A 21,390-nucleotide genomic window follows, 5' to 3' on the forward strand; every position below is an offset into this window, starting at 1 on the left:
AATTCAAGAATCATTTTTGAACTTGCTTCCTAAAAAGACTCCTAATCGATGGCTAGAATAAAAGATATGAAATTTGAGATCAAAGTTCAAAATCATTTTTGGTTTTGGGGATTGTACTTTTTATTAAATTTTTTAAGATGGGGTGCCTACTTCAATGATTATGAATATTCTTTTAAGTCAAATTTGATCGAATTTGCATTACACATACCTTTAGTCTATTTTAACTTATTTGTTTTAGTACCCCGATTAGTTTTAAAATCAAAATATCTTCAATATACGCTTTCATTATTATTTAGCTTAGCGTGTATCTACATTTTAAAAACAGGTTTAACTTATTTTATCATTTCAAAAAATATTTGGCCTGAAGCCAATAGAGACTATCAACCTTTTGAAATCAACCATATTCTTGCTGTTTGTATTGGAGAATTGTATGTTTTAGCAATGGCATCATCTGTTTATCTGACATTAACTTGGCTTAAAGAAAGAGAAAATAATAGAATCCTTAGAGAAAATCAGTATAAAATAAAGCTTGAATATTTAAAAACACAAATTCAACCTCATTTTTTCTTTAATACCTTAAATAATCTTTATGCCCTTTCCTTAGAGGATTCAAAAAAAGTGCCTGATGTAATTATAAAACTTTCCCATTTAATGGAATATGTACTATATGATATTGAAGGCACCAGATTTACTCCTTTATTAAAAGAATTTGATTACATACAGAATTACATTGAGATCGAGAAATTAAGATTTGACAATGCAACAGTTTTTATTAATCTAGCATCTAATATTGATACCATAAATGTACCGCCTTTATTATTAATATCTTTAATTGAAAATGCATTCAAACATGGAGGCATAAATAATAAAGAACTAACTATAAAAATTAATTGCAAAATCATTGACAATAAAACCCTCGATTTTGAAATAATAAATAATTTTGTACTTTCACAAAATGAAAACTCCAAAAAAGGCATTGGGTTAACCAATACCAAAGAACGTTTAAAATTACTATTTAAAAACAATTATCAATTAAGCCATCAAATCAAGTTTAATTTTTACATAATTCGTTTACAAATACCTATAAACAATGAAGATTAAGTGTGTATTAATTGATGATGAACCATTGGCTATTAAAGTATTGCTCAATTATTTCCAAAACTTCCCAGAATTTGAAGTTATAGCTACTTTTAATAATTCTATTGAAGCCTTAGATTTTTTAAATAATAACACGACAGACGCACTATTTCTAGATATAAATATGCCTCTAATGTCTGGTTTTGAGTTGATACAATTGTATAAAAATAATTCGAATACCAAGATTATTATTACTACCGCCTTTCGAGAATTTGCCGCCGAAAGTTATGATTTGGATGTTTTAGATTATTTAGTCAAACCTATACCGCTTCCTCGATTTATAAAATGCATTTCAAAAATAGCTGGGGAATTTCAAAACCGATTGGTTTTAAAACAAGAGAATCATCGGGTTGAACCTCATATTTTTATCAAAGTAGATAAAAAAATGGTGAAAATTAACATTGATGAAATTCTATTCATTGAAGGAATGAAAGAATACATCAAAGTAGTTACCGCCGAAAAAACCTATATTACTCATAAATCACTTTCTTCTTTAACTGAGGAACTTCCCGAAGATCGCTTCATTCGTATTCATAAATCTTACTCCATCGCTTTGGATAAAGTAAAAACAATTGAAGGAAATAGAATACAAATAGCTTCCTACACCATACCAATAGGAAGAAATTACAGCAAGGAAGTGAAAAGTAAAATTTTAGATTAATCTCCTTAACTTTCCATATTACAAAAAGTCTTTTGTTGAATAAAACTGGTTGTTGGTTTAAAACTATCGAAATTTAATACAAATAATTTTTTTTTATGTTGGTTAAGAAATACATTTACCGCATTGCAGCACAAATTATTTTACTAACCTATTAATTAAACTAAATCATGAATTCTGAAAATTCAAAAACCAATTGGGGGCAATTTATTCCTCTAGTAACCGTCTTCTTCTTTTGGGGATTTGTCGCTGCAAGTAATGACATTTTAATCCCAGTTTTTAAAACCGCATTTAATCTTTCTCAAGGCGAAAGTCAATTAGTGGCTTTTGCATTTTACATTGCCTACACTGTTGGATCGCTAATATACATGGCGGTTTCTGTTCTACTAAAAGAAGATTTAGTGAACAAAATTGGTTATAAAAATGGTCTTTCTTTAGGATTATTAATCTCAGCTTTAGGAACACTTTTATTTTATCCAGCGGCTAATACTGGATCGTTTCCCTTAATGCTTGCTGGGCTTTTCATCGTTGGTTTGGGCTTTTCGTTGCAGCAAACCGTTGCCAACCCACTCGCAATTGCTTTAGGACCTATCACTACAGGTTCTCAGCGCCTTACATTAGCTGGAGGAATTAACAATTTTGGAACTACTATTGGTCCACTTATCGTTAGTTTTGCCATTTTTGGCTCAAGCACTAATACCAATACAAGTGCAAGTATAGAAAGCGTAAAAATTCCTTATTTGGTTTTGGGTGTTGCATTTTTACTTGTAGCAATACTTTTAAAATTTTCTTCTTTGCCAGACAAACCAGCTTTAGTTGAAGAAACCGAAGCCCTCGATGGAGCTCCTGCAAAAAAGTCGGCTTTGCAATATCCTCAATTACTAATGGGTATGATTGCAATTTTCTTGTATGTTGGTGTTGAAGTTTCTACTGCTAGTAACTTACCCGCTTACATGGAAAGTAAATTAGGATTCCTAACAAAAGATGTTGCTCCATATATATCATTATATTGGGCTAGTTTAATGATTGGTCGTTGGACTGGAGCGGTAGAAGCGTTTACAAATGATATGAGTTTGCAAAAAATATTACGATTCATTGCTCCTTATTTAGCTTTTGGTGTATTCTTAGGAGTTAATGCTATTGCTAATCATGATTTGACTCCATTTTACGTTTATGGATTAGTGGTTTTGGTTCTAATTGTAGCTGATATGGCTAGTAAAGGAAATCCAGCCCGAATGTTATTAATATTTTCAACTTTAGGAATTATTGCCACAGCAATAGGAATGTCAACTAGCGGAATGATAAGTGTATATGCATTCACGAGTGTTGGGTTATTTTGCAGTACGTTATGGCCTTGTATTTTCACCCTAGCGGTAAGTGGACTTGGAAAAAACACTAGTCAAGGAAGTAGTTTCTTAATTATGATGATTATGGGTGGTGGTTTCATCAGTGTTTTACAAGGAAAAGTTGCTGAAGGAATTGGAATCCAACAAAGTTATATCATTGGTATTTTATGCTTTGCTTATCTAGCTTTTTATGCTTGGAAAGTAAGTGGAATTCTAAAAGCACAAGGTATTGATTTTGATAAAAAAGTTTCTGGAGGACACTAACAAATGTTTCAAATAATTCAAAAATCCCATTCTATCTTATTAGAATGGGATTTTTTGTTAAAACTCAAATCACTGAGAATCTCCATATAAAATTCATCTAATAGTTTCAAATAGTACATTTTCAATCGTTTTAGATAAAAACAAAAAAACTCCCATTACAATACATAATGGGAGTTTTTATTGCTATAAAATCTTAAACAGAAATTGATAGTCTATGATCTCAAATCTATTTGTTTCCTTTCTCGAAATCAGCCACAAATTGCGCTAATCCAATATCAGTCAATGGGTGTTTCAACAAACCATGAATAGCAGATAAAGGACCTGTCATAACATCAGCACCAATTTTTGCACAGTTTACAATATGCATTGTATGACGTACAGAAGCAGCTAGAATTTGGGTTTCATACCCGTAGTTATCATAAATTAATCTGATTTCTTCAATCAAAGCCAAACCGTCTGTAGATACATCATCCAATCGACCGATGAACGGAGAAACATAAGTAGCACCCGCTTTTGCAGCCAATAAAGCCTGTCCTGCAGAGAATACTAAAGTTACATTCGTTTTAATCCCTTTATCAGAGAAATATTTAGCAGCCATTACACCCTCTTTCGTCATAGGTAATTTTACCACAATTTGCTCGTGTAAATCTGCTAATTCTTCACCTTCTTTCACCATTCCTTCGTAATCCAAAGCATTTACTTCGGCACTTACATCACCATCAACTAGATTACAAATATCAACATAATGCTTCAAAATGCTGTTTTTTCCTGTAATTCCCTCTTTAGCCATCAATGAAGGATTCGTTGTAACTCCATCCAAAACCCCTAATGCTTGCGCTTCCTTAATCTGAGCTAAATTAGCCGTGTCAATAAAAAATTTCATACTCTATAATTTAATTGTGTGTTTCTAATTTGGGCGTAACCCTCCGTAAATACTCCGGGTCGGACTTTTTACTATATCTTTTTTTTTCTGCTTTTGCTCCGCACAGCATAATAAAAAAAGGATGCCGTATCAATCCCTTACGCAAATTCCGTGCAAAAGTAGTCAATTAGGATTAATAAAGCCAAATCTTATTATTGCAAAATATAACCCGAATACATCCTATTGCATCAAGTTTATTTTTAATTATTCGCAATTGAAAAACAATTGAGTTCAATCTTTAAAAATAGCTTTACTAAATAATTAAAATATTTGGAATGGTTCACAAATGTTTAACCCCTCATTTTTTTAGCTGGTTGAATTGTGGTATTTTGATTTTAAAAATCAGAATATTTACACTTAATATTGCATCCAACAATTATTTTTTGTTTTTAATATTTGATTGAGTCTAGATTTGAGATTCTTCTTTGCTTATGTAATGAAATTGTTTGACGAGCATAGGCATAAAAATTAGGTAGTCAGCTGGATTTTTAGCCAGATTTAATACAAGTTAGCTATCATTTGTAAAAGATCTCCACTTTATTGAAATTGTGTTAATTTTTCAAAACAAAAAAAAGAAAGACTATTCGTAATAATTTAATTAATATGCGTTTTTTGTCGTTATAATATGCGTTTATTGTTTTTTTTATAGTTTTAATTATCTACTTTCGCTTTTAATAGTTAATATATTAAAAACATTAAACAAACTTAACCCCAATTTACTATGAAAAAAACAATACTTTTTTTGGCTTTTCTCTTTACGATAAGCCTAACAGCACAAGAAATTAAGCTGTCCGGTACCGTGACTGATGAATCTAAAATACCTTTGTCGGGAGTCTCTGTTTCGATACAAGGAACGAAAACAGGAACACAAACAACCGTTGATGGGACTTACACAATTACCGCAAAAATAGGTGCCATTTTACAATTTTCATATATCGGATTTGAGTCTAAAAAAGCAACCGTTTCTGGATCTACCTTAAATATTACTTTAACCGAAGGTGGCGAAGCACTGAAAGAAGTCGTAATCGGTTCTCGCAATCCTACTAGAACAGTAACCGAATCCGCTGTCCCTATCGATGTGATCAGCATGAGGGAAATTGTTACTAAAGGATCTCAAACCAACTTGAACCAAATTTTGAATATGGTGGCACCGTCGTTTACCTCAAATACGCAAACGGCCGCAGATGGAACTGACCATATTGATCCTGCTCAGTTAAGGGGTTTGGGTCCCGACCAAGTTTTGGTATTGGTAAACGGAAAAAGAAGACACACCTCTTCATTGGTAAATAATAATGGAACCGTAGGGAGAGGATCCGTAGGAACTGATTTGAATGCCATTCCCGCTTTTGCGCTAGAAAAAATAGAAGTTTTAAGAGATGGTGCCTCGGCACAATATGGCTCTGATGCCATTGCGGGGGTCATCAATTTGGGTTTGAAGAAAAACGTAAACAAACAATTTGACGTAATGCTTTATGGAGGAAGTAATTTTTCTAAAGGATCAAACAATAATACCGGAGGAAATGATGGTAATCGTTATCAGTTAGATATAAATTACGGAACGGGATTAGGTAAAGAAAAAAGCTTTATCAATTTAACAGGTAGCTTTCAAATTAGAGAGGCTAACAGTAGAGCGAATGATAGAACAGGTAACATATTCAATGCCTATAATGCAGTGGATCAAAGAGCAACAGCTGCAGGAACAAATATTAACTCTCTGTTTGGCAACATTACAAATACGCCCAATACAACTCAAATACTTTCGGAAATAAAAACGTATGCTCCCCAAGTAAATTATTTTAGTCCGGCACAACAAACAGCAATCAGTGGTGCTACTACAATTGCCCAAATGCAAACGGCATTAAATTTTGATGCAACTGCAGGAGAATTAGCTTATAGAGGACTTGAGAGAAAAGATTTTAATATGAGAATTGGGCAGTCAGCTTTGAAAAGTATGCAATTCTTTGTGAATGCCGCCTATCCTATCAATGATAAACTAGAGGCCTATGCTTTTGGAGGAACCAGTTACAGAGACGGATTGTCTTCAGGATTTTATAGATTGCCTAATACTTTTGCATCTTACTCAACGTTGTATCCAAATGGTTTTTTACCCGAAATTAGTTCTACGGTAAGTGACGTATCTATAGCCACAGGTATTAAAGGAAAAATATTTGAAAATTGGAATTTTGATTTGAGTAATACTTATGGAAAAAACACATTTGATTTTCATATCCAAAACACACTGAATGCCTCAATGAGGGAGAATTCACCAAAAGAATTTGAAGCAGGTGGGTTTGGTTTTTACCAAAATACTACCAACTTTGACATGAATAAAAAATATGATGTACTAGAGGGATTAAACGTAGCTTTGGGTGCAGAATACCGAGTTGAAAATTACAACATTAATGGAGGTCAGCCAGAATCATATAGCCTTTATAACATCGATGGCAATACAATAACAGGAACGGTAGCAAATAACACGAGAGTTACCGATTTTTTTGGAAATCTTAGACCTGGTGGTTCTCAAGTATTTTCGGGTTTCAGACCTGCAAACGTAGTTAGTAAAGGACGCAACAGCATGGCTCTTTATACGGATATGGAATTAGACCTTACCGAAAAATTGCTTATAAATGGTGCTATCCGTTTTGAAAACTATTCCGATTTTGGAAGTACGACCAATTTCAAATTGGCATCTCGTTATAAACTAACCAACAATATCAATTTACGCGGAGCATTATCCAATGGTTTTAGAGCTCCCTCTTTACATCAAATCTATTTTAGTACAACTGCCACATTATTTTCAAATGGTGTCCCTTCGGAAATAGGAACATTCAGCAATGATTCACAAATGGCAAAATTATTAGGAATTCCTCAATTAAAGCAAGAAGTATCTCAAAGTGGCAGTATTGGTTTTACTGCTAAAATTCCGAATGCCAATCTTACCTTGACTGCCGATGCCTATATTGTGAATGTAAAGGACAGAGTTATTCTTACAAATTCATTTTCAAGACCTGGAGGAACACCAGCACCAGGATCTCCAGCCGAAGTTTTAAATGGATTGTTTGATGGAGCGGGAGCAACATCCGCTACATTTTTCGCTAATGCCATTGATACTCAATCAAAGGGAATTGACATAGTGATTAGTCAAAAAGCCAATTTAGGAAGTGGTGCTACATTAAAAAATGATCTATCAGTTACCTTTTCTGGTACTAAGAGAGTTGGAGATATTCACGCTTCTCCAATATTGGAAGCCAATGGTCAATTAAACAATTATTTTTCTGAAAGTAATAGAGTTTATTTAGAGGCAGCTATCCCAAGAGTGAAAGCTAACTTAACCAATAGTCTTATCATAAATAAATTTGATTTCTTCTTAATGAATGTTTATTTTGGTCAAGTTACCAGTCCAAATACTGTCGATGTAAATAGAGATGGAAGAGTAGAGGGTGCTATAATAAACGGAAAAGCTGTTGAAATTGAACATCCTGTTTGGGGAGCAAAAATCGTAACTGATTTCGCTGTTGGTTATAAAATCACTGAAACTATGAAACTGGTTGTTGGATCAAACAATATTTTTGACATTTATCCAGACAACAATCTTGGACCAATATCCGCAATTAGACCACGATTAGTTAATGGAGCTCTTGATTATACCGCTGCTCCAACTACCATAGATCTAACTAGTGGAAATCAATTTGCTTATCCGGATAGAGTATCACAATTTGGGTATAGCGGTCGTTTTGTCTATGCTAGAATAAGTTACAAATTTTAAATTATTGTTTTTTTAGTATCAAAACCATCAACTCTAGTTGATGGTTTTTTTAAAATTACACGTTATATTATACGGTACATTTAACCTTTAAATTTTTAATAGAAATGAAGAATTATAACTATTATTTAAAATGGACATTGCTTTTTTTCTGTGTTAGTTTCCAAGCCGTGTCTCAAAACACCGCAGCTAAAGAAATTAACCGACTCGAAAAATTAGCTGCAAAAGTCACCATCATACGGGACAATTGGGGAATTGCACATGTTTATGGAAAAACCGATGCCGATGCCGTTTTTGGAATGCTTTACGCTCAATGTGAAGATGATTTCAAGCGTATTGAAATGAATTATATTGAAAAACTAGGTCGTCTGGCAGAAGTTAAAGGACAGTCTGTTTTATATAACGACCTTGAAACACGACTCTTGATAGATGAAAATGAAGCAAAAAATGATTATAAAAAAGCAAAACCGTGGTTAAAAAAATTATTGGATAGCTATGCCGATGGTATCAACTATTATCTCTACAAAAATCCTGAAGTAAAGCCATTAATGTTAAAGCATTTTGAGCCTTGGTATCCTTTGCTTTGGACAGATGGAAGTATTGGTGCTATCAGTACTGCCGATATTACTGTTAGTGAGCTTAAGGATTTTTATGGCGGGAATGACAAATATACCTATCTAGACAAAGTAAAAGATATGCAAACTGGCTCCAATGGTTTTGCTTTTGCTCCTTCAAAAACAGCGTCTGGAAATGCGATACTTTACATCAATCCGCATACTTCTTTTTATTTCAGACCCGAGATTCAAATCACAAGTGAAGAAGGATTGTCAGCTTATGGAGCCGTAACTTGGGGGCAGTTTTTTATTTACCAAGGGTTTAATGAGAATTGCGGCTGGATGCATACCTCGTCAAACGTGGACGTAGCCGATGTTTATACAGAGAAAATAATAACGAAAAACAACAAGCTGTTTTATGAATATGATAAAAAAATAATCCCCGTAAAGGAAAAAGTCATTGAAATAAAATATTTGGACAACGGAAAATTAATTGCTAAGAAATTTAACACCTATTTTACAATTCACGGTCCTATTATGGCTATGAGAGACGGGAAATGGATTAGCTTAAAGTCGAATAATCGTTCGATGAAAAGTTTGGAACAAAGTTGGATAAGAACTAAGTCTAAAGGATTTGACGATTATAAAAAGGCAATGGATATAACCGCCAACACATCAAACAATACTGTTTATGCCGATAGTGATGGAAATATCGCTTACTGGCACGGAAATTTTATACCGGTGAGAGATACGAATTTCAACTGGGCCAAAGCAGTTGATGGGACCACTTCGGCAACTCAATGGAAAGGACTGCATTCTGTTTCGGAAAGCGTTCATCTATACAACCCTAAAAATGGTTGGTTACAAAATTGTAATTCAACCCCTTATACAGTTTCGGGTACTAACAGTCCAAAGAAAGAGGATTATCCAAAATATATGGCTCCAGATGGAGAAAATTTCAGAGGTATAAACGCTGTTAGACTATTGTCTAAAGGAGAGAAATACACTTTAGATAAGGTGATTGCTGATGGGTATAATACTTATTTAGCTTTTTTTGAAGTGCTAATTCCATCTTTAGTTGCGTCATTCGAAAAAAATGCAAAACAAGATAATTTTGCGTATTCAGATTTGGCGGAGCCTATAGCGGTGTTGAAAAATTGGGATTATTATTCGAGTACCAATTCGGTTGCAACGACACTTGCCGTTGAATGGGCTTCAAAACTGGATGTTATTTTGCAAAAAGTATATATAGATGAGGGAAGGGACCAAGTAGAAAATGCAAAATTCTTTGCTTCAAATGCTACAGCAGATCAAATGCTACCCCAACTGCGACTGGCGATTAATGAGTTAAATAGTAAATTTGGGAAATGGCAAATTCCATGGGGTGAAATAAATCGTTTTCAAAGATTGTCTGGCGATATAGATCTAGCTTACAATGATACACTGAAAAGCTACCCCATAGCATACAACTCCTCTTTGTGGGGCTGTTTACCATCTTATAAAAGTTCGTATCAAAAAGACACTAATAAAAAATATGGATTCAGTGGAAACAGCTTTGTATGTGTAGTGGAATTTGGAAAAAAAGTAAAAGCTAAATCTTTACTAGCAGGCGGAAATAGTGGAAATTCACAGTCCAAACATTTTATGGATCAAGCTGAAATATACCAAAAAGGGCAATTCAAAGACGTGTTGTTTTACAAAGAAGATGTTCATAAAAATGCAGAACGTACGTATCGTCCTGGCGAATAAGTTTGTTTTAGCTATGTTCAGTTTCGAATTTTAATTGCTTTTTAATATCAAAACCATCAACAGTCGTTGATGGTTTTTTTATTCAGATTCAGTTAACCCCAAAATTACTATCCGTATGAAAATACTAAATTTTTTATTTATCACATTAAACACCAACAGGTCTTGTTGTCAGAAAAGCCATAATATTTCGGAAGTTTTCAAAATGTTCAGATAAATTTTGCAAATCATTTATTGACTAAATCGCTTTTCTGTCCAGTTTTACAATTTCTTTTTGTTGGGTTTAAGAAATTTATACAAAACTAAAAAACCCAATAAACAAAGGGATTAAGCCTTTTGTTTATTGGGAATAGTACGCAATAGTACTTTAATGTATCGTTATAATTTATAATGATTCATAAGCATTTTTTCATATACTTTATCCGGTAAAATTCTCTTCAAGGCAATCGAGAATTTTTGCATAAAAGCCCCTACTTTATAATGAATTTTTGGTTCCGAAGTTTGGATAATTTGGTACACCGCTTCGGCCATTTCATTTGGATTACTGCCGCTATCCACATGCTCATCCATTGTTTTAAGGGTATTCCCATACGGAATTTCATAAGCAGAACCTTTAATTAAAGGAGCGTGAAAACGTCCCGAAGCAATATTAGTAGCAAAATCTCCCGGTGCAACATTCGTAAGACGAATGCCAAATGGTTTTACTTCCATTCGCAATGCTTCCGTGATAAGTTCTAACGCTCCTTTTGAAGCAGAATAAACACTCCTGTAAGGCAAGCCCATATATCCTGCAATCGAAGTGACATTGATAATCAAACCCGAGCTTTGTGTTCGCATTTGTGGCAAAACCGCTTTCATTACTTCAATGGGACCAAAAAGATTGGTCTCAAAATTATTCTTGATTTCATGCATAGGAATTTCCTCCAAAGGCCCCGTAATCCCAACACCAGCGTTGTTAATAACAACATCCAATCTTCCGGAGATCGAAATCACTTTGGCAACAGCCGCATGAATCGAATCTGCATCCCGAACATCCAAAGCCACTAAAGGAAAAACCGAATTCAAAATTCGATCCGGATTCCTACTGGTTCCATACACAACAAAACCTTTATGATGCAAAAATTCTCCAATAGATTTTCCTATTCCCGAAGAACCTCCTGTAATTAGAACTACTTTATTCATGATTATTGCTGTTTATGATACGAAAGGGCCAAAAATAAAAAAATCCTCCCGAAGGAAGACTACTTTTGTACGAAATAATTCAAAAAAAAATCTTCCAAAATGGAAGATTAAAAAAAAATGGCAAGCGACCTACATCGCACCGCTCAACCACGTACCCTTGCTATGTTCCCATCCTGGGGGAGTCTGCAGGAGCTGGTCGTGTAGGACTTGCCGGTGCAAATATACAATCTTTTTATATTTTTACAAGAGCTTTAATCATTAAAAATAACATTGTATATTGGTACAACAAAAAAAAGAAATCATGAAAAACTATAACTTCCTATCTGTCATTTTATTAGGAATCACCTTAGCAAGTTGCAACGAAACAAAAAAAGGTGAAAATACTTTATTCTCCTTTGATAATTCCAAATTTAAGGAACAATATAAACCACAGGAAGCGCTTTCTTTGGAAATTTTGAACTCCAATTCCAAAACTATTGACAGTGTTGTCTACTATGTAAATGACAAAAAAATTGGTTCAAAAAAAGGAGTTGACAAATTATCTTTTGAATTGAAAGATCAAAAATTGGGATATCAAAACCTAAAAGCTTTAGTATATTATGAAGGACAGAACTCAGAAGCTACCGCTAGAGTAGAATTAGTTTCTGATATTCAGCCAAAATTATTAAAATACACCATCGTAAATACATATCCACACGATATTCAGGCGTACACGCAAGGACTAGAATTTTACCGTGATACACTTTATGAAGGAACTGGAAACGGTTCAGGTCCATCAGGAAAAAGAGGAATCTCCAGCTTAAGAAAAACAAATTATAAAACTGGGGAAGTTTATAAGAAAGTAGAACTAGATGCTCAATATTTTGGCGAAGGAATTACAATTCTAAACAACAAAGTATATCAATTGACGTATAAAAATAATGAAGGATATGTTTATAATGCAGATACTTTCAAAAAAGAAAAAACAGTTCCATATTACAAAAATATGGAAGGCTGGGGTTTAGTCAATGATGGTACAAACTTATATATGACAGATAGTTCTGAAACGATACACATATTAAATCCAGAAACTTTTAAAGCGATTGACCATATCAATGTTTACTCTCTAAAATCTAAAGTAAAAGGAGTTAATGAACTAGAATGGATTGATGGAAAAATATATGGAAATGTGTACCAAAAAGATGCTATTGCTGTCATTAACCCTAAAAACGGGGCGGTTGAGGGAATAATAAATCTAGCAGATTTGACTACAAAAATAGCTAAACTAGAAGATACTGACGTTTTAAACGGAATCGCCTACAACCCAAAAACAAAAACCATTTTTATTACCGGTAAAAACTGGAATAAAATGTTTGAAATCAAAGTTTCAGAGTAATTATCATATAAAATGACAACGTTAATTATCAATATAAAAGAGTTACTTCAGGTTCGGGAAACAGCTAAAGCTAAAATTTCTGGTGCCGAAATGGCTATTCTTCCAACGATTAAAAATGCCTTTTTAGTAATTAAAGACAATTTAATTGCTGATTTTGGTGCTATGGAGAATTTACCTCCAATACATGCTGATAAAACGATTGATGCCACTGGGAAAATGGTTTTACCATCTTGGTGCGACAGTCATACTCATATTGTTTATGCCGGTAATAGAGAACAAGAATTTGTCGATCGAATCAACGGTATGACCTATGAAGAAATTGCTAATCGTGGCGGTGGAATCTTAAATTCAGCTAAAAAACTCAATGAAGCTACTGAAGCCGAAATCTATGATCAATCCAAAGCACGGCTTGAAGAAGTCATGCGTTTAGGAACTGGCGCCGTTGAAATTAAATCTGGATATGGATTGACGGTTAATGGAGAATTAAAAATGCTTCGTGTGATTCAGCGTTTAGCTCAAAACTATCCTATAACCATTAAAGCAACCTTTCTTGGTGCTCACGCTTTCCCATTAGAGTATAAAGAAAATCATCAAGGATATATTGATTTAATCATTAACGAAATACTTCCTGAAATTGCCAAAAATAATCTGGCAGAATTCATCGATGTATTTTGTGAAACCGGTTATTTTACTATTGAAGAAACCCAACAAATCATGGAAGCTGGAATTGAATTTGGCTTAAAGCCAAAAATTCATGTCAATCAGTTCAACTCTATTGGCGGAATTCAGGCCGGAATAAAATACAATGCGCTTTCTGTAGATCATCTAGAAATTATGACCACAGAAGATATTGAGGCTTTAAAAAATACTAAAACAATGCCAGTGGCGTTGCCTTCCTGTTCCTATTTTTTAAGTATTCCATATACGCCAGCTCGCGAAATGATAAGTGCAGGACTACCGCTTGCGCTTGCTACAGATTTTAATCCTGGATCAACACCATCGGGAAATATGAACTTTGTAGTAGCTACAGCCTGTATAAAAATGAAAATGACACCCGAAGAAGCTATCAACGCAGCCACAATAAACGGTGCATACGCCATGGATTTAGCTACCACGCACGGAAGTATCACAAGAGGCAAAGTTGCAAATTTAATAATTACAAAACCTGTTTCGTCCTATTATCAATTGCCATACGCTTTTGGCAGTAATCTTATAGAAACTGTTATAGTTGCAGGAGAAATCATTTCATAAAAAAAGAGGAACCGTTTAGTTCCTCTTTTCCATTTATTTTTCTTGTAATTATTTTAAAGTAAAACTAGTTTTAGAAACCAATTGATCTTTATCAAAAATATTTACATAATAAGTTCCTTTTGGAAAATCTTTTCCTCTCACACTTTCAGTAACATCAACCGTTTTATTTTCGTAAATGATATTTGAAATAAAACTATAAGTCAAAGTATTGTTACCAAAATTTTCTGTTTTCTTGTCTCCAATAACGTTGTTTTTACTATCAATTACTTGAACATAATAAACTTTAGTTCCTGATTGAGCAACTTGGTTTTCAGCAATTGTGTAGCTTATTCTCAAAACATCAGCTCTACTTGCTTTATCTGTTGAGATTTCTTTACCAGAGCTTTTTAATTTAAATGCAGAACCTCTTGTGTTCAAAACCGATAATTTTGCCGCTTTTTCAACAACCTTAGCTAACTCCTCATTTTGACCAGCAAGTGTCTCGTTGTATCTTTTTGACTCACCAAGTACAACTGCTGTACTATCGCGTTGAGACGTAAGAGTGGTATTTGCCTTTTTCAAAGACTCATTATCCGCCATTAACACTTTCATTTTTCCTTGTAAAGCATTAAATTGACTTTTGTATTTAGACAAGGAAGCTACATCACCTTTAGACTTACTTAAATCTGTCATTAATGTGATAACTTTATCTCTCTCTATAATAAGCTCGTCAGACATGGATGTGTTCTCTGCAATGGCAGCATCATACGTCATTTTTAACTCTTGAAGATCTTTCATCACCGACTCTTTTTCGGTTAATGTAGTACCTAACTCTGTTTTTACCACTTCAGCATCAGATGTGATTTTAAAAATATAGACTAAACTACCTACTAATAAAATAGCTAATATCGCTACCACCGCTTTAAGGCTTGAACTGCTTTTGGGATTTTCCATTTCGAATTTAATTTTTTGTTTACAAATTTAACAATATCTGTTGAAGTACTAACGTATGTTAATGCAATTATATTATTTTTGAGAAAAAAATTTTTCTGATGGAAAAAATTATACCGTTTACAATAAAGGACCTTGCTAAAATAACGAACCACAGAAGTGGAGAGATTAAATTTGGTGAAAAAATGATCACAATCCCAAAAGATGTTGATTCACTGAATTTTATAAAAAACTGCGAGGCTCGATATGTACTTTTTGGAATTCCTGAAGATATAGGTGTGCGTGCCAATTATGGCAGACCAGGAGCTGCTTCTGCGTGGGACAGCGCCATCGCTAGTATAGCTAACATTCAACACAATAGGTTTTGCAAAGGAAGTCAGATTGTAATCCTAGGACAACTTGATGTAGCACAATTAATGAAAGACGTAGCAATTCTTGATTTTAACGATATCGATGACCGTTCTAAACTAAGCCAATTGGTTTCAAAAATAGATAAAGATGTTTCCCATATTATTTTCAGCATTGTAAAACTAGGAAAAATCCCTATCGTAATAGGTGGCGGGCATAATAATTCGTACGGAAACATAAAAGGAACTGCTCTAGCAAAAGGCAAGCCTATAAATGCAATTAACTTTGACGCTCATTCTGATTTTAGAATCTTGGAAGGAAGACATAGTGGAAACGGATTTTCATATGCTTTTGAAGAAGGGTTTTTAAAAAAATATTTCGTCTTTGGATTGCATGAAAATTACACCTCAAAAAATGTATTGGATACGATAAAAAAGCTAGACGATAGAGTTCGGTATAATACCTATGATAGCATCAGTATCAGGAGAGAAAAAGATTTTACACAAGAAATGATGCATGCTTTAGAATTTATAAATGACGAACCATTTGGTATCGAAATTGACTTAGATGCCATACCTAATATAGCTTGTAGTGCTATGACCATGAGCGGTTTTTCTGTAGAACAATTGCGACAGTTTATTTATTACTATGGAAAACGTCGTAATGCAGCTTACATTCACATTTGCGAAGGCGCACCAGATTTGGGTGAGGATAAAAACAATCATCTGATAGGTAAATTAATTGGGTATCTAGTAACTGATTTTATAAAAGCCAATGGTTCCTTGCTACCAATTGTTTAGTAAAGTAACCTTTAATTTTTAGAAAAAAGGAACCAAAAATATAAATACTATCTTTGCCACGCTGTTTACTTTCTAATTACAGCTCAATTAATACCCAAAATTATGTTATTCGAAGAGTTATCATTATCAAAAAGCATACAAAAAGCCGTTTTTGAAGAAGGTTATTTAAACCCAACTCCCATTCAAGAAAAATCTATTCCTATTGTTTTATCAGGACGCGACTTAATAGGGTGTGCACAGACTGGAACTGGAAAAACTGCGGCATTTGCAATTCCTATTATTCACCAACTGCATCGAATTGTGGGGTCTTCAAAAAAAGCCAAACAAATTCGTGCTCTTGTAGTGACTCCTACGCGCGAGCTTGCTGTACAAATAGGGCAAAGCTTTGAAACGTATGCCAAATATACTAATCTAACTCAGCTAACTATTTTTGGGGGTGTTTCTCAAAATCCACAGGTTGATACCCTTAAAAACGGTATCGATATTTTGATTGCTACACCAGGAAGATTGTTGGATTTACACAAACAAGGGTTTATTGACTTAGATCACCTTCACACATTAGTTCTTGACGAAGCAGATCAAATGCTTGATATGGGTTTTGTAAATGATGTCAAAAAAATAGTAAAGCTTACGCCAAAAAACAGACAAACTTTGTTTTTTTCTGCTACGATGCCAATTGCCATTCGAGAACTTGCCGAAATGTTTTTAACAGATCCTGAAACAGTAACCGTTTCACCTGTTTCCTCAACCGCCGAAAATGTGGAGCAAAGAGTATACTTTGTAGAAAAAGGGGAAAAAAGAAATTTATTGTATCACTTAATCAAGAACGAAAACTTGACAGATGTATTGGTTTTCTCTAGAACAAAACATGGTGCAGATAATGTAGTCAAAGCGTTGCGCAAAAACAATATTCCTGCCGAAGCTATACATGGAGACAAGTCCCAAAATGCAAGACAACGTGTTCTTGATGCTTTTAAAAACAAAGAAATTGGTGTTCTTGTTGCTACTGATATTGCTGCCAGAGGAATTGATATTGATCAACTTCCAGTAGTAATCAATTTTGATTTACCTAATATTCCAGAAACCTACGTACACCGCATAGGAAGAACAGGACGCGCTGGTAATGGCGGAATTGCCATTTCTTTTTGCGGTAAAGACGAACATACGTATTGGAAAGAAATTCAAAAACTGATAAAAGTAGATGTTAAAACTGTTAATGATCACTCCTTTCATTGGCACTCCGGAAGCCCTGAGTCGGCACCCGCATCACAACAAAAAAATTCTAATAGAAGCGGTGGAGCTCATAAATCAAGAAAATCAGCTACATCAAAACAAAATAAAAAACGCTGGTATTAGGTAGTTGCAACAACTGAAAACAAAAAAAGCAGTAAAATTTTTACTGCTTTTTTTTATATCAATAAGTGAACTTACTTTACAAAGAAACTTCTTCATCAGCATCATCGCTTCCTTCCCATTTCCCTACAACAGAAGTCGCTAAAGCATTTCCTAAAACGTTTGTAGCACTCCTGAACATATCACAAAAGTGATCAATTGGTAAAATTAAAGCAATTCCCTCAATAGGAATATCAAACATTCCACAAGTTGCGGCAACTACTACTAAACTGGCTCTTGGCACACCAGCAATACCTTTACTGGTAAGCATCAAAACTAACAACATGGTCATTTGAGTTCCTAACGATAAATCTATACCGTACGCTTGAGCAATAAATATACTTGCAAATGTCATGTACATCATACTTCCGTCAAGATTAAAAGAATATCCCAGTGGCAACATAAAAGATACAATTCTGTCTTTTACCCCAAAGCGTTCTAGCTCCTCAGTAAGTTTTGGGAAAACAGCTTCACTACTTGTTGTTCCAAAAGCAATAATTAGCGGACTCACGATGCGTTTTAACAATATAGTCATTCTTCCTTTCAGGAAAATATACCCTACAACTCCTAAAACAATCCATAAAGAAGAAATTCCGATTAAAAAAGAACCAAAGAACTTGAAATACGTAATGGCTAATTCTTGAAAATCACGTACTGCAAATACTCCTGCAATGGCTCCAAATACACCAATAGGTGCAAACTTCATGACAAAGTTTACCATTTTTAAAACAATATGAGATATTTTGTCAAATGCTGTAATCACCGGCTTAACATACTCTCCTAATGATGCAGCAGCTAGTCCAAAAAAGATTGAGAAAATTACAATTTGTAAAATTTCATTGGTAGCCATTGCTTCAAATATACTTTTTGGAACAATGTGTTCAATAAAATTATCGAATGATATGTTTTGTGTTTTTGCAGTCACTTCTGACACAGCCGCTAAATCCACATTGGATAAATTAAGTCCTATTCCTGGTTTCAAAACGTTCACAAAAAACATTCCAAGCAACAATGAAACAAAAGAAGCTGTAAAAAACCAAGCCATGGCTTTACCTCCAATTCTTCCAACAGCTTTAATGTCTCCTAATTTTGCAATACCCACAACAAGGGTTGTAAATACTAAAGGCGAAATAATCATTTGAACCAAACGAATGAAAACTGTAGCCAAAATTTTAATTTTACTACTAAAATTTTGTGCATCTTCTGGAGTTATACTATTATGTATTATAATTCCTAATACGGCTCCAAGAACCATTGCTATCAATATTTGCCCGGTTAATCCTGAAAAAAATGAAGTCTTTTTTGTAGTATGATCCATTAAATTATTTTTAATTACTTGATATTTAGTTACATTATATTTAGCATAATAATTCATATTTCATGAAATAATAAGCTCTTTTTTTTCAATTTATTAAGTTTGCTTTAGTACGTTTTATTTATCAAATAAAAGTCTGCCAAAACAATTGCAGCCATTGCTTCTACTATAGGCACTGCGCGCGGCACAACGCAAGGGTCATGACGACCTTTTCCTGTCATGGCAGTTATATTTCCTTGATTATCTAAAGATTCTTGCTCTTTCATGATTGTGGCAACAGGCTTAAAAGCAACTCTAAAATAGATATCCATACCATTGCTGATACCGCCTTGAATTCCTCCTGAAAGATTGGTTTTTGTGGTTCCATCAGTATTGTACAAGTCATTGTGCTCGCTACCTTTCATTTTTGCTCCTTCAAAACCACTACCAAATTCAAAACCCTTCACCGCATTAATTGATAACATAGCTTTACCTAACTCGGCATGTAATTTATCAAAAACAGGTTCGCCTAAACCCACAGGAACGTTTTGAATAACACAAGATACCACACCTCCTACTGTATCCCCTTCTTTACGGATGCCACGAATGTAGTCCTCCATAATAACTGCAGCTTGCTCATCTGGGCATCGTACTGGATTGCTTTCAATTTTGGAGAAATCTAATTCTTGGTACGGTTTATCAAGCGCTATTGGTCCCACTTGAGAAACGTAAGCATTAATTTTAATTTCGGGTAACATTTGCTTGGCAATAGCACCAGCAACAACCCTAGAAGCCGTTTCGCGAGCAGAACTTCTTCCGCCTCCACGATAATCGCGTACACCATATTTTTTTTCATAAACATAATCAGCATGACTAGGTCTATAATTATCTTTTATATGTGAGTAATCGTCTGATTTTTGATTGGTATTGGGAATAACAAAACCTATAGGCGTGCCTGTAGTTCTACCTTCAAATATACCTGATAAAAACTGAACCGCATCTGGCTCTTTACGCTGTGTTACAATAGCTGACTGCCCAGGTTTTCTTCGAGACATTTCAAATTGTATAGCATCTAAATCTAAAGTAATCCCTGAGGGGCAACCATCAATTATACCGCCTAAAGCGTCACCATGAGATTCTCCAAATGTTGTAATTTTAAATAATGTTCCAAAACTATTTCCAGCCATCGCAATTTGATTTTGAACAAAAGTAGCATTTTACTTCAAAGTTCAAAAGTTTAGTGTTTAAAGTTTTTAGTAAGTTCTTAGATTTATTGTTATTAATTTAATATGGCGTGGCTATTCTTAACTTTTAATTCAATTTTACTTGATTAATTTTACATTATTTTGCTAAACTCCAAATTATAAAAACCTTGAAAAAAAGAAAAGTAGAAGTGGTTGTCATATCAGATGTTCATTTGGGCACTTTTGGTAGTCATGCCAAGGAACTCCTTAATTATTTATCCTCTATTAAACCTAAAATACTAATTCTAAATGGAGACATTGTTGATATCTGGCAGTTTAGAAAATCCTATTTCCCTAAATCACATTTAAAAGTTATTCAAAAAATTATAAGTTTTGCTTCAAAAGGAACTAAGGTGTACTATATTACTGGAAATCACGATGAAATGCTGCGCAAATTTAGCGACATAACTTTAGGAAACTTTGCATTGGTAGACAAACTCATTTTAACACTAGATTCAAAAAAATTATGGGTTTTCCATGGGGACGTCTTTGATGCTTCTGTGCAACATTCTAAATGGATTGCAAAATTAGGAGGCTTAGGATATGATTATCTTATCTTGATCAACCGTTTTGCAAATTGGTGTTTAAATAAACTAGGTAAAGAACCGTATTCATTTAGCAAAAAAATAAAAGCTAGTGTAAAAAAAGCTGTAAAACACATTTCTGATTTTGAGAAAACTGCAACTGAATTAGCTATAGAAAAAAAATACGATTACGTTATTTGCGGACATATTCACGAACCAAAAATTATCAAAAAAGAAACCAAAACAGGCTCTACGCTCTATTTAAATTCAGGCGATTGGATTGAAAACCTTACGGCTCTGGAATACAACAATAAAAGGTGGAAATTGTTTCATTATAGCGAAATGAATTTTGAGGAAGATGAAAATCTCTTTGAAATGGAAGATTTAATTGAGAGTCAATCCATTTCTAAAAAAATATTTACTAAGCAAAATTTAATTAAATAAGAACAGCCTCAAATGATAAAGTACAAGTGGAAATTATGTAAATTATAAACAAAATTTTACAACACATTTTGAATTAAAATAAATAGATTTTGATTGTCCGTTTTCCGTCATAATCCTGTAATACCAGCAATTACTAGCCTGTCGAATAGTTTTTCTTCAAAATATCTTCTATTAAGCTTATAAACAAACTCATTTAGATACAATTGAAGATATTTG

At 33.9% G+C, this 21,390-nt stretch carries 15 protein-coding genes, 1 other RNA gene and 1 pseudogene; 10 read left to right on the plus strand and 7 right to left on the minus strand.

Annotation, left to right across the window (positions count from 1 at the left end; all coding sequences use genetic code 11):
- Nucleotides 1–48: 48 nt before the first annotated feature.
- The 3 genes from FJV36_RS12040 to FJV36_RS12050 all read left to right on the plus strand — a co-directional run bounded on the left by FJV36_RS12040 (nucleotide 49) and on the right by FJV36_RS12050 (nucleotide 3,405).
- Nucleotides 49–1,101: a sensor histidine kinase gene (locus FJV36_RS12040; RefSeq protein ID WP_158728281.1), complete on the plus strand. Its 1,053-nt coding sequence runs from the start codon at nucleotides 49–51 to the stop codon at nucleotides 1,099–1,101.
- Nucleotides 1,091–1,798 carry a LytTR family DNA-binding domain-containing protein gene (locus FJV36_RS12045; protein ID WP_158728282.1) on the plus strand — a complete coding sequence of 236 codons (708 nt, stop codon included), beginning with the start codon at nucleotides 1,091–1,093 and terminating at the stop codon, nucleotides 1,796–1,798. The genes FJV36_RS12040 and FJV36_RS12045 overlap by 11 nt, the downstream gene beginning before the upstream one ends.
- 167 nt (nucleotides 1,799–1,965) lie before the next feature.
- Nucleotides 1,966–3,405: an MFS transporter gene (locus tag FJV36_RS12050; RefSeq protein ID WP_158728283.1), complete on the plus strand. Its 1,440-nt coding sequence runs from the start codon at nucleotides 1,966–1,968 to the stop codon at nucleotides 3,403–3,405.
- A gap of 226 nt (nucleotides 3,406–3,631) precedes the next feature.
- Here the strand turns inward: FJV36_RS12050 and fsa are convergent, their stop codons facing one another.
- Entirely contained in the window at nucleotides 3,632–4,288 is a 657-nt protein-coding gene (gene fsa, locus FJV36_RS12055) for a fructose-6-phosphate aldolase (RefSeq protein WP_158728284.1), read from the minus strand.
- Nucleotides 4,289–5,048: 760 nt separating this feature from the next.
- On the opposite strand from fsa, the gene FJV36_RS12060 reads away from it, so the two are divergent.
- Both FJV36_RS12060 and FJV36_RS12065 read left to right on the plus strand, forming a co-directional pair.
- On the plus strand, nucleotides 5,049–8,093 hold the full coding sequence (locus tag FJV36_RS12060) for a TonB-dependent receptor domain-containing protein (protein ID WP_158728285.1): 3,045 nt from the start codon (nucleotides 5,049–5,051) through the stop codon (nucleotides 8,091–8,093).
- A 104-nt stretch (nucleotides 8,094–8,197) separates the two neighbouring features.
- Nucleotides 8,198–10,393 carry a penicillin acylase family protein gene (locus tag FJV36_RS12065; RefSeq protein WP_158728286.1) on the plus strand — a complete coding sequence of 732 codons (2,196 nt, stop codon included), beginning with the start codon at nucleotides 8,198–8,200 and terminating at the stop codon, nucleotides 10,391–10,393.
- 375 nt (nucleotides 10,394–10,768) lie between these two features.
- Here FJV36_RS12065 and FJV36_RS12070 read toward each other — a convergent pair whose 3' ends face one another.
- Together FJV36_RS12070 and ffs are read right to left on the minus strand one after the other, a co-directional pair.
- Nucleotides 10,769–11,572, minus strand: a complete 804-nt coding sequence (locus tag FJV36_RS12070) for an SDR family oxidoreductase (protein WP_158728287.1) — start codon at nucleotides 11,570–11,572, stop codon at nucleotides 10,769–10,771.
- Between the two features lie 115 nt (nucleotides 11,573–11,687).
- Nucleotides 11,688–11,785: signal recognition particle sRNA small type (gene ffs, locus FJV36_RS12075), an RNA gene on the minus strand.
- 88 nt (nucleotides 11,786–11,873) lie between these two features.
- On the opposite strand from ffs, the gene FJV36_RS12080 reads away from it, so the two are divergent.
- Nucleotides 11,874–12,947: a glutaminyl-peptide cyclotransferase gene (locus FJV36_RS12080; protein ID WP_158728288.1), complete on the plus strand. Its 1,074-nt coding sequence runs from the start codon at nucleotides 11,874–11,876 to the stop codon at nucleotides 12,945–12,947.
- 12 nt (nucleotides 12,948–12,959) lie between these two features.
- A complete protein-coding gene (gene hutI / locus FJV36_RS12085; RefSeq protein ID WP_158728289.1) occupies nucleotides 12,960–14,198 on the plus strand; it encodes an imidazolonepropionase in 1,239 nt (412 codons plus the stop codon).
- A gap of 48 nt (nucleotides 14,199–14,246) precedes the next feature.
- On the opposite strand, the gene FJV36_RS12090 is transcribed toward hutI, so the two are convergent.
- On the minus strand, nucleotides 14,247–15,131 hold the full coding sequence (locus FJV36_RS12090) for a hypothetical protein (RefSeq protein ID WP_158728290.1): 885 nt from the start codon (nucleotides 15,129–15,131) through the stop codon (nucleotides 14,247–14,249).
- 98 nt (nucleotides 15,132–15,229) lie between these two features.
- On the opposite strand from FJV36_RS12090, the gene FJV36_RS12095 reads away from it, so the two are divergent.
- Nucleotides 15,230–16,276, plus strand: coding sequence for a formimidoylglutamase (locus FJV36_RS12095; protein ID WP_158728291.1), 1,047 nt, complete (start codon nucleotides 15,230–15,232; stop codon nucleotides 16,274–16,276).
- Nucleotides 16,277–16,378: 102 nt separating this feature from the next.
- Nucleotides 16,379–17,632: a DEAD/DEAH box helicase gene (locus FJV36_RS12100; RefSeq protein WP_158728292.1), complete on the plus strand. Its 1,254-nt coding sequence runs from the start codon at nucleotides 16,379–16,381 to the stop codon at nucleotides 17,630–17,632.
- 76 nt (nucleotides 17,633–17,708) lie between these two features.
- Here FJV36_RS12100 and FJV36_RS12105 read toward each other — a convergent pair whose 3' ends face one another.
- Together FJV36_RS12105 and aroC are read right to left on the minus strand one after the other, a co-directional pair.
- Nucleotides 17,709–18,986 carry a dicarboxylate/amino acid:cation symporter gene (locus FJV36_RS12105; RefSeq protein ID WP_158728293.1) on the minus strand — a complete coding sequence of 426 codons (1,278 nt, stop codon included), beginning with the start codon at nucleotides 18,984–18,986 and terminating at the stop codon, nucleotides 17,709–17,711.
- A gap of 104 nt (nucleotides 18,987–19,090) precedes the next feature.
- Nucleotides 19,091–20,149 (minus strand): chorismate synthase, encoded by a 1,059-nt coding sequence (gene aroC, locus FJV36_RS12110; protein WP_158728294.1) that lies wholly within the window; start codon nucleotides 20,147–20,149, stop codon nucleotides 19,091–19,093.
- Nucleotides 20,150–20,334: 185 nt separating this feature from the next.
- Here aroC and FJV36_RS12115 point away from each other — a divergent pair, with 185 nt between their 5' ends.
- Nucleotides 20,335–21,174, plus strand: coding sequence for a UDP-2,3-diacylglucosamine diphosphatase (locus FJV36_RS12115; protein ID WP_158728295.1), 840 nt, complete (start codon nucleotides 20,335–20,337; stop codon nucleotides 21,172–21,174).
- Between the two features lie 107 nt (nucleotides 21,175–21,281).
- Here FJV36_RS12115 and FJV36_RS12120 read toward each other — a convergent pair.
- Nucleotides 21,282–21,390 (minus strand): annotated as a pseudogene (locus FJV36_RS12120) (IS1595 family transposase); the annotation flags it as partial.

The sequence above is a fragment of the Flavobacterium sp. I-STPP5a genome (assembly GCF_009764685.1).
Lineage (GTDB): Bacteria > Bacteroidota > Bacteroidia > Flavobacteriales > Flavobacteriaceae > Flavobacterium.

Excerpts from the sequence above, each read along its gene's own strand:
- FJV36_RS12040 (WP_158728281.1), top strand. The coding sequence starts at position 49 with ATGGCTAGAATAAAAGATATGAAATTTGAGATCAAAGTTCAAAATCAT.
- FJV36_RS12045 (WP_158728282.1), top strand. The coding sequence starts at position 1,091 with ATGAAGATTAAGTGTGTATTAATTGATGATGAACCATTGGCTATTAAA.
- FJV36_RS12050 (WP_158728283.1), top strand. The coding sequence starts at position 1,966 with ATGAATTCTGAAAATTCAAAAACCAATTGGGGGCAATTTATTCCTCTA.
- fsa (WP_158728284.1), bottom strand. The coding sequence starts at position 4,288 with ATGAAATTTTTTATTGACACGGCTAATTTAGCTCAGATTAAGGAAGCG.
- FJV36_RS12060 (WP_158728285.1), top strand. The coding sequence starts at position 5,049 with ATGAAAAAAACAATACTTTTTTTGGCTTTTCTCTTTACGATAAGCCTA.
- FJV36_RS12065 (WP_158728286.1), top strand. The coding sequence starts at position 8,198 with ATGAAGAATTATAACTATTATTTAAAATGGACATTGCTTTTTTTCTGT.
- FJV36_RS12070 (WP_158728287.1), bottom strand. The coding sequence starts at position 11,572 with ATGAATAAAGTAGTTCTAATTACAGGAGGTTCTTCGGGAATAGGAAAA.
- FJV36_RS12080 (WP_158728288.1), top strand. The coding sequence starts at position 11,874 with ATGAAAAACTATAACTTCCTATCTGTCATTTTATTAGGAATCACCTTA.
- hutI (WP_158728289.1), top strand. The coding sequence starts at position 12,960 with ATGACAACGTTAATTATCAATATAAAAGAGTTACTTCAGGTTCGGGAA.
- FJV36_RS12090 (WP_158728290.1), bottom strand. The coding sequence starts at position 15,131 with ATGGAAAATCCCAAAAGCAGTTCAAGCCTTAAAGCGGTGGTAGCGATA.
- FJV36_RS12095 (WP_158728291.1), top strand. The coding sequence starts at position 15,230 with ATGGAAAAAATTATACCGTTTACAATAAAGGACCTTGCTAAAATAACG.
- FJV36_RS12100 (WP_158728292.1), top strand. The coding sequence starts at position 16,379 with ATGTTATTCGAAGAGTTATCATTATCAAAAAGCATACAAAAAGCCGTT.
- FJV36_RS12105 (WP_158728293.1), bottom strand. The coding sequence starts at position 18,986 with ATGGATCATACTACAAAAAAGACTTCATTTTTTTCAGGATTAACCGGG.
- aroC (WP_158728294.1), bottom strand. The coding sequence starts at position 20,149 with ATGGCTGGAAATAGTTTTGGAACATTATTTAAAATTACAACATTTGGA.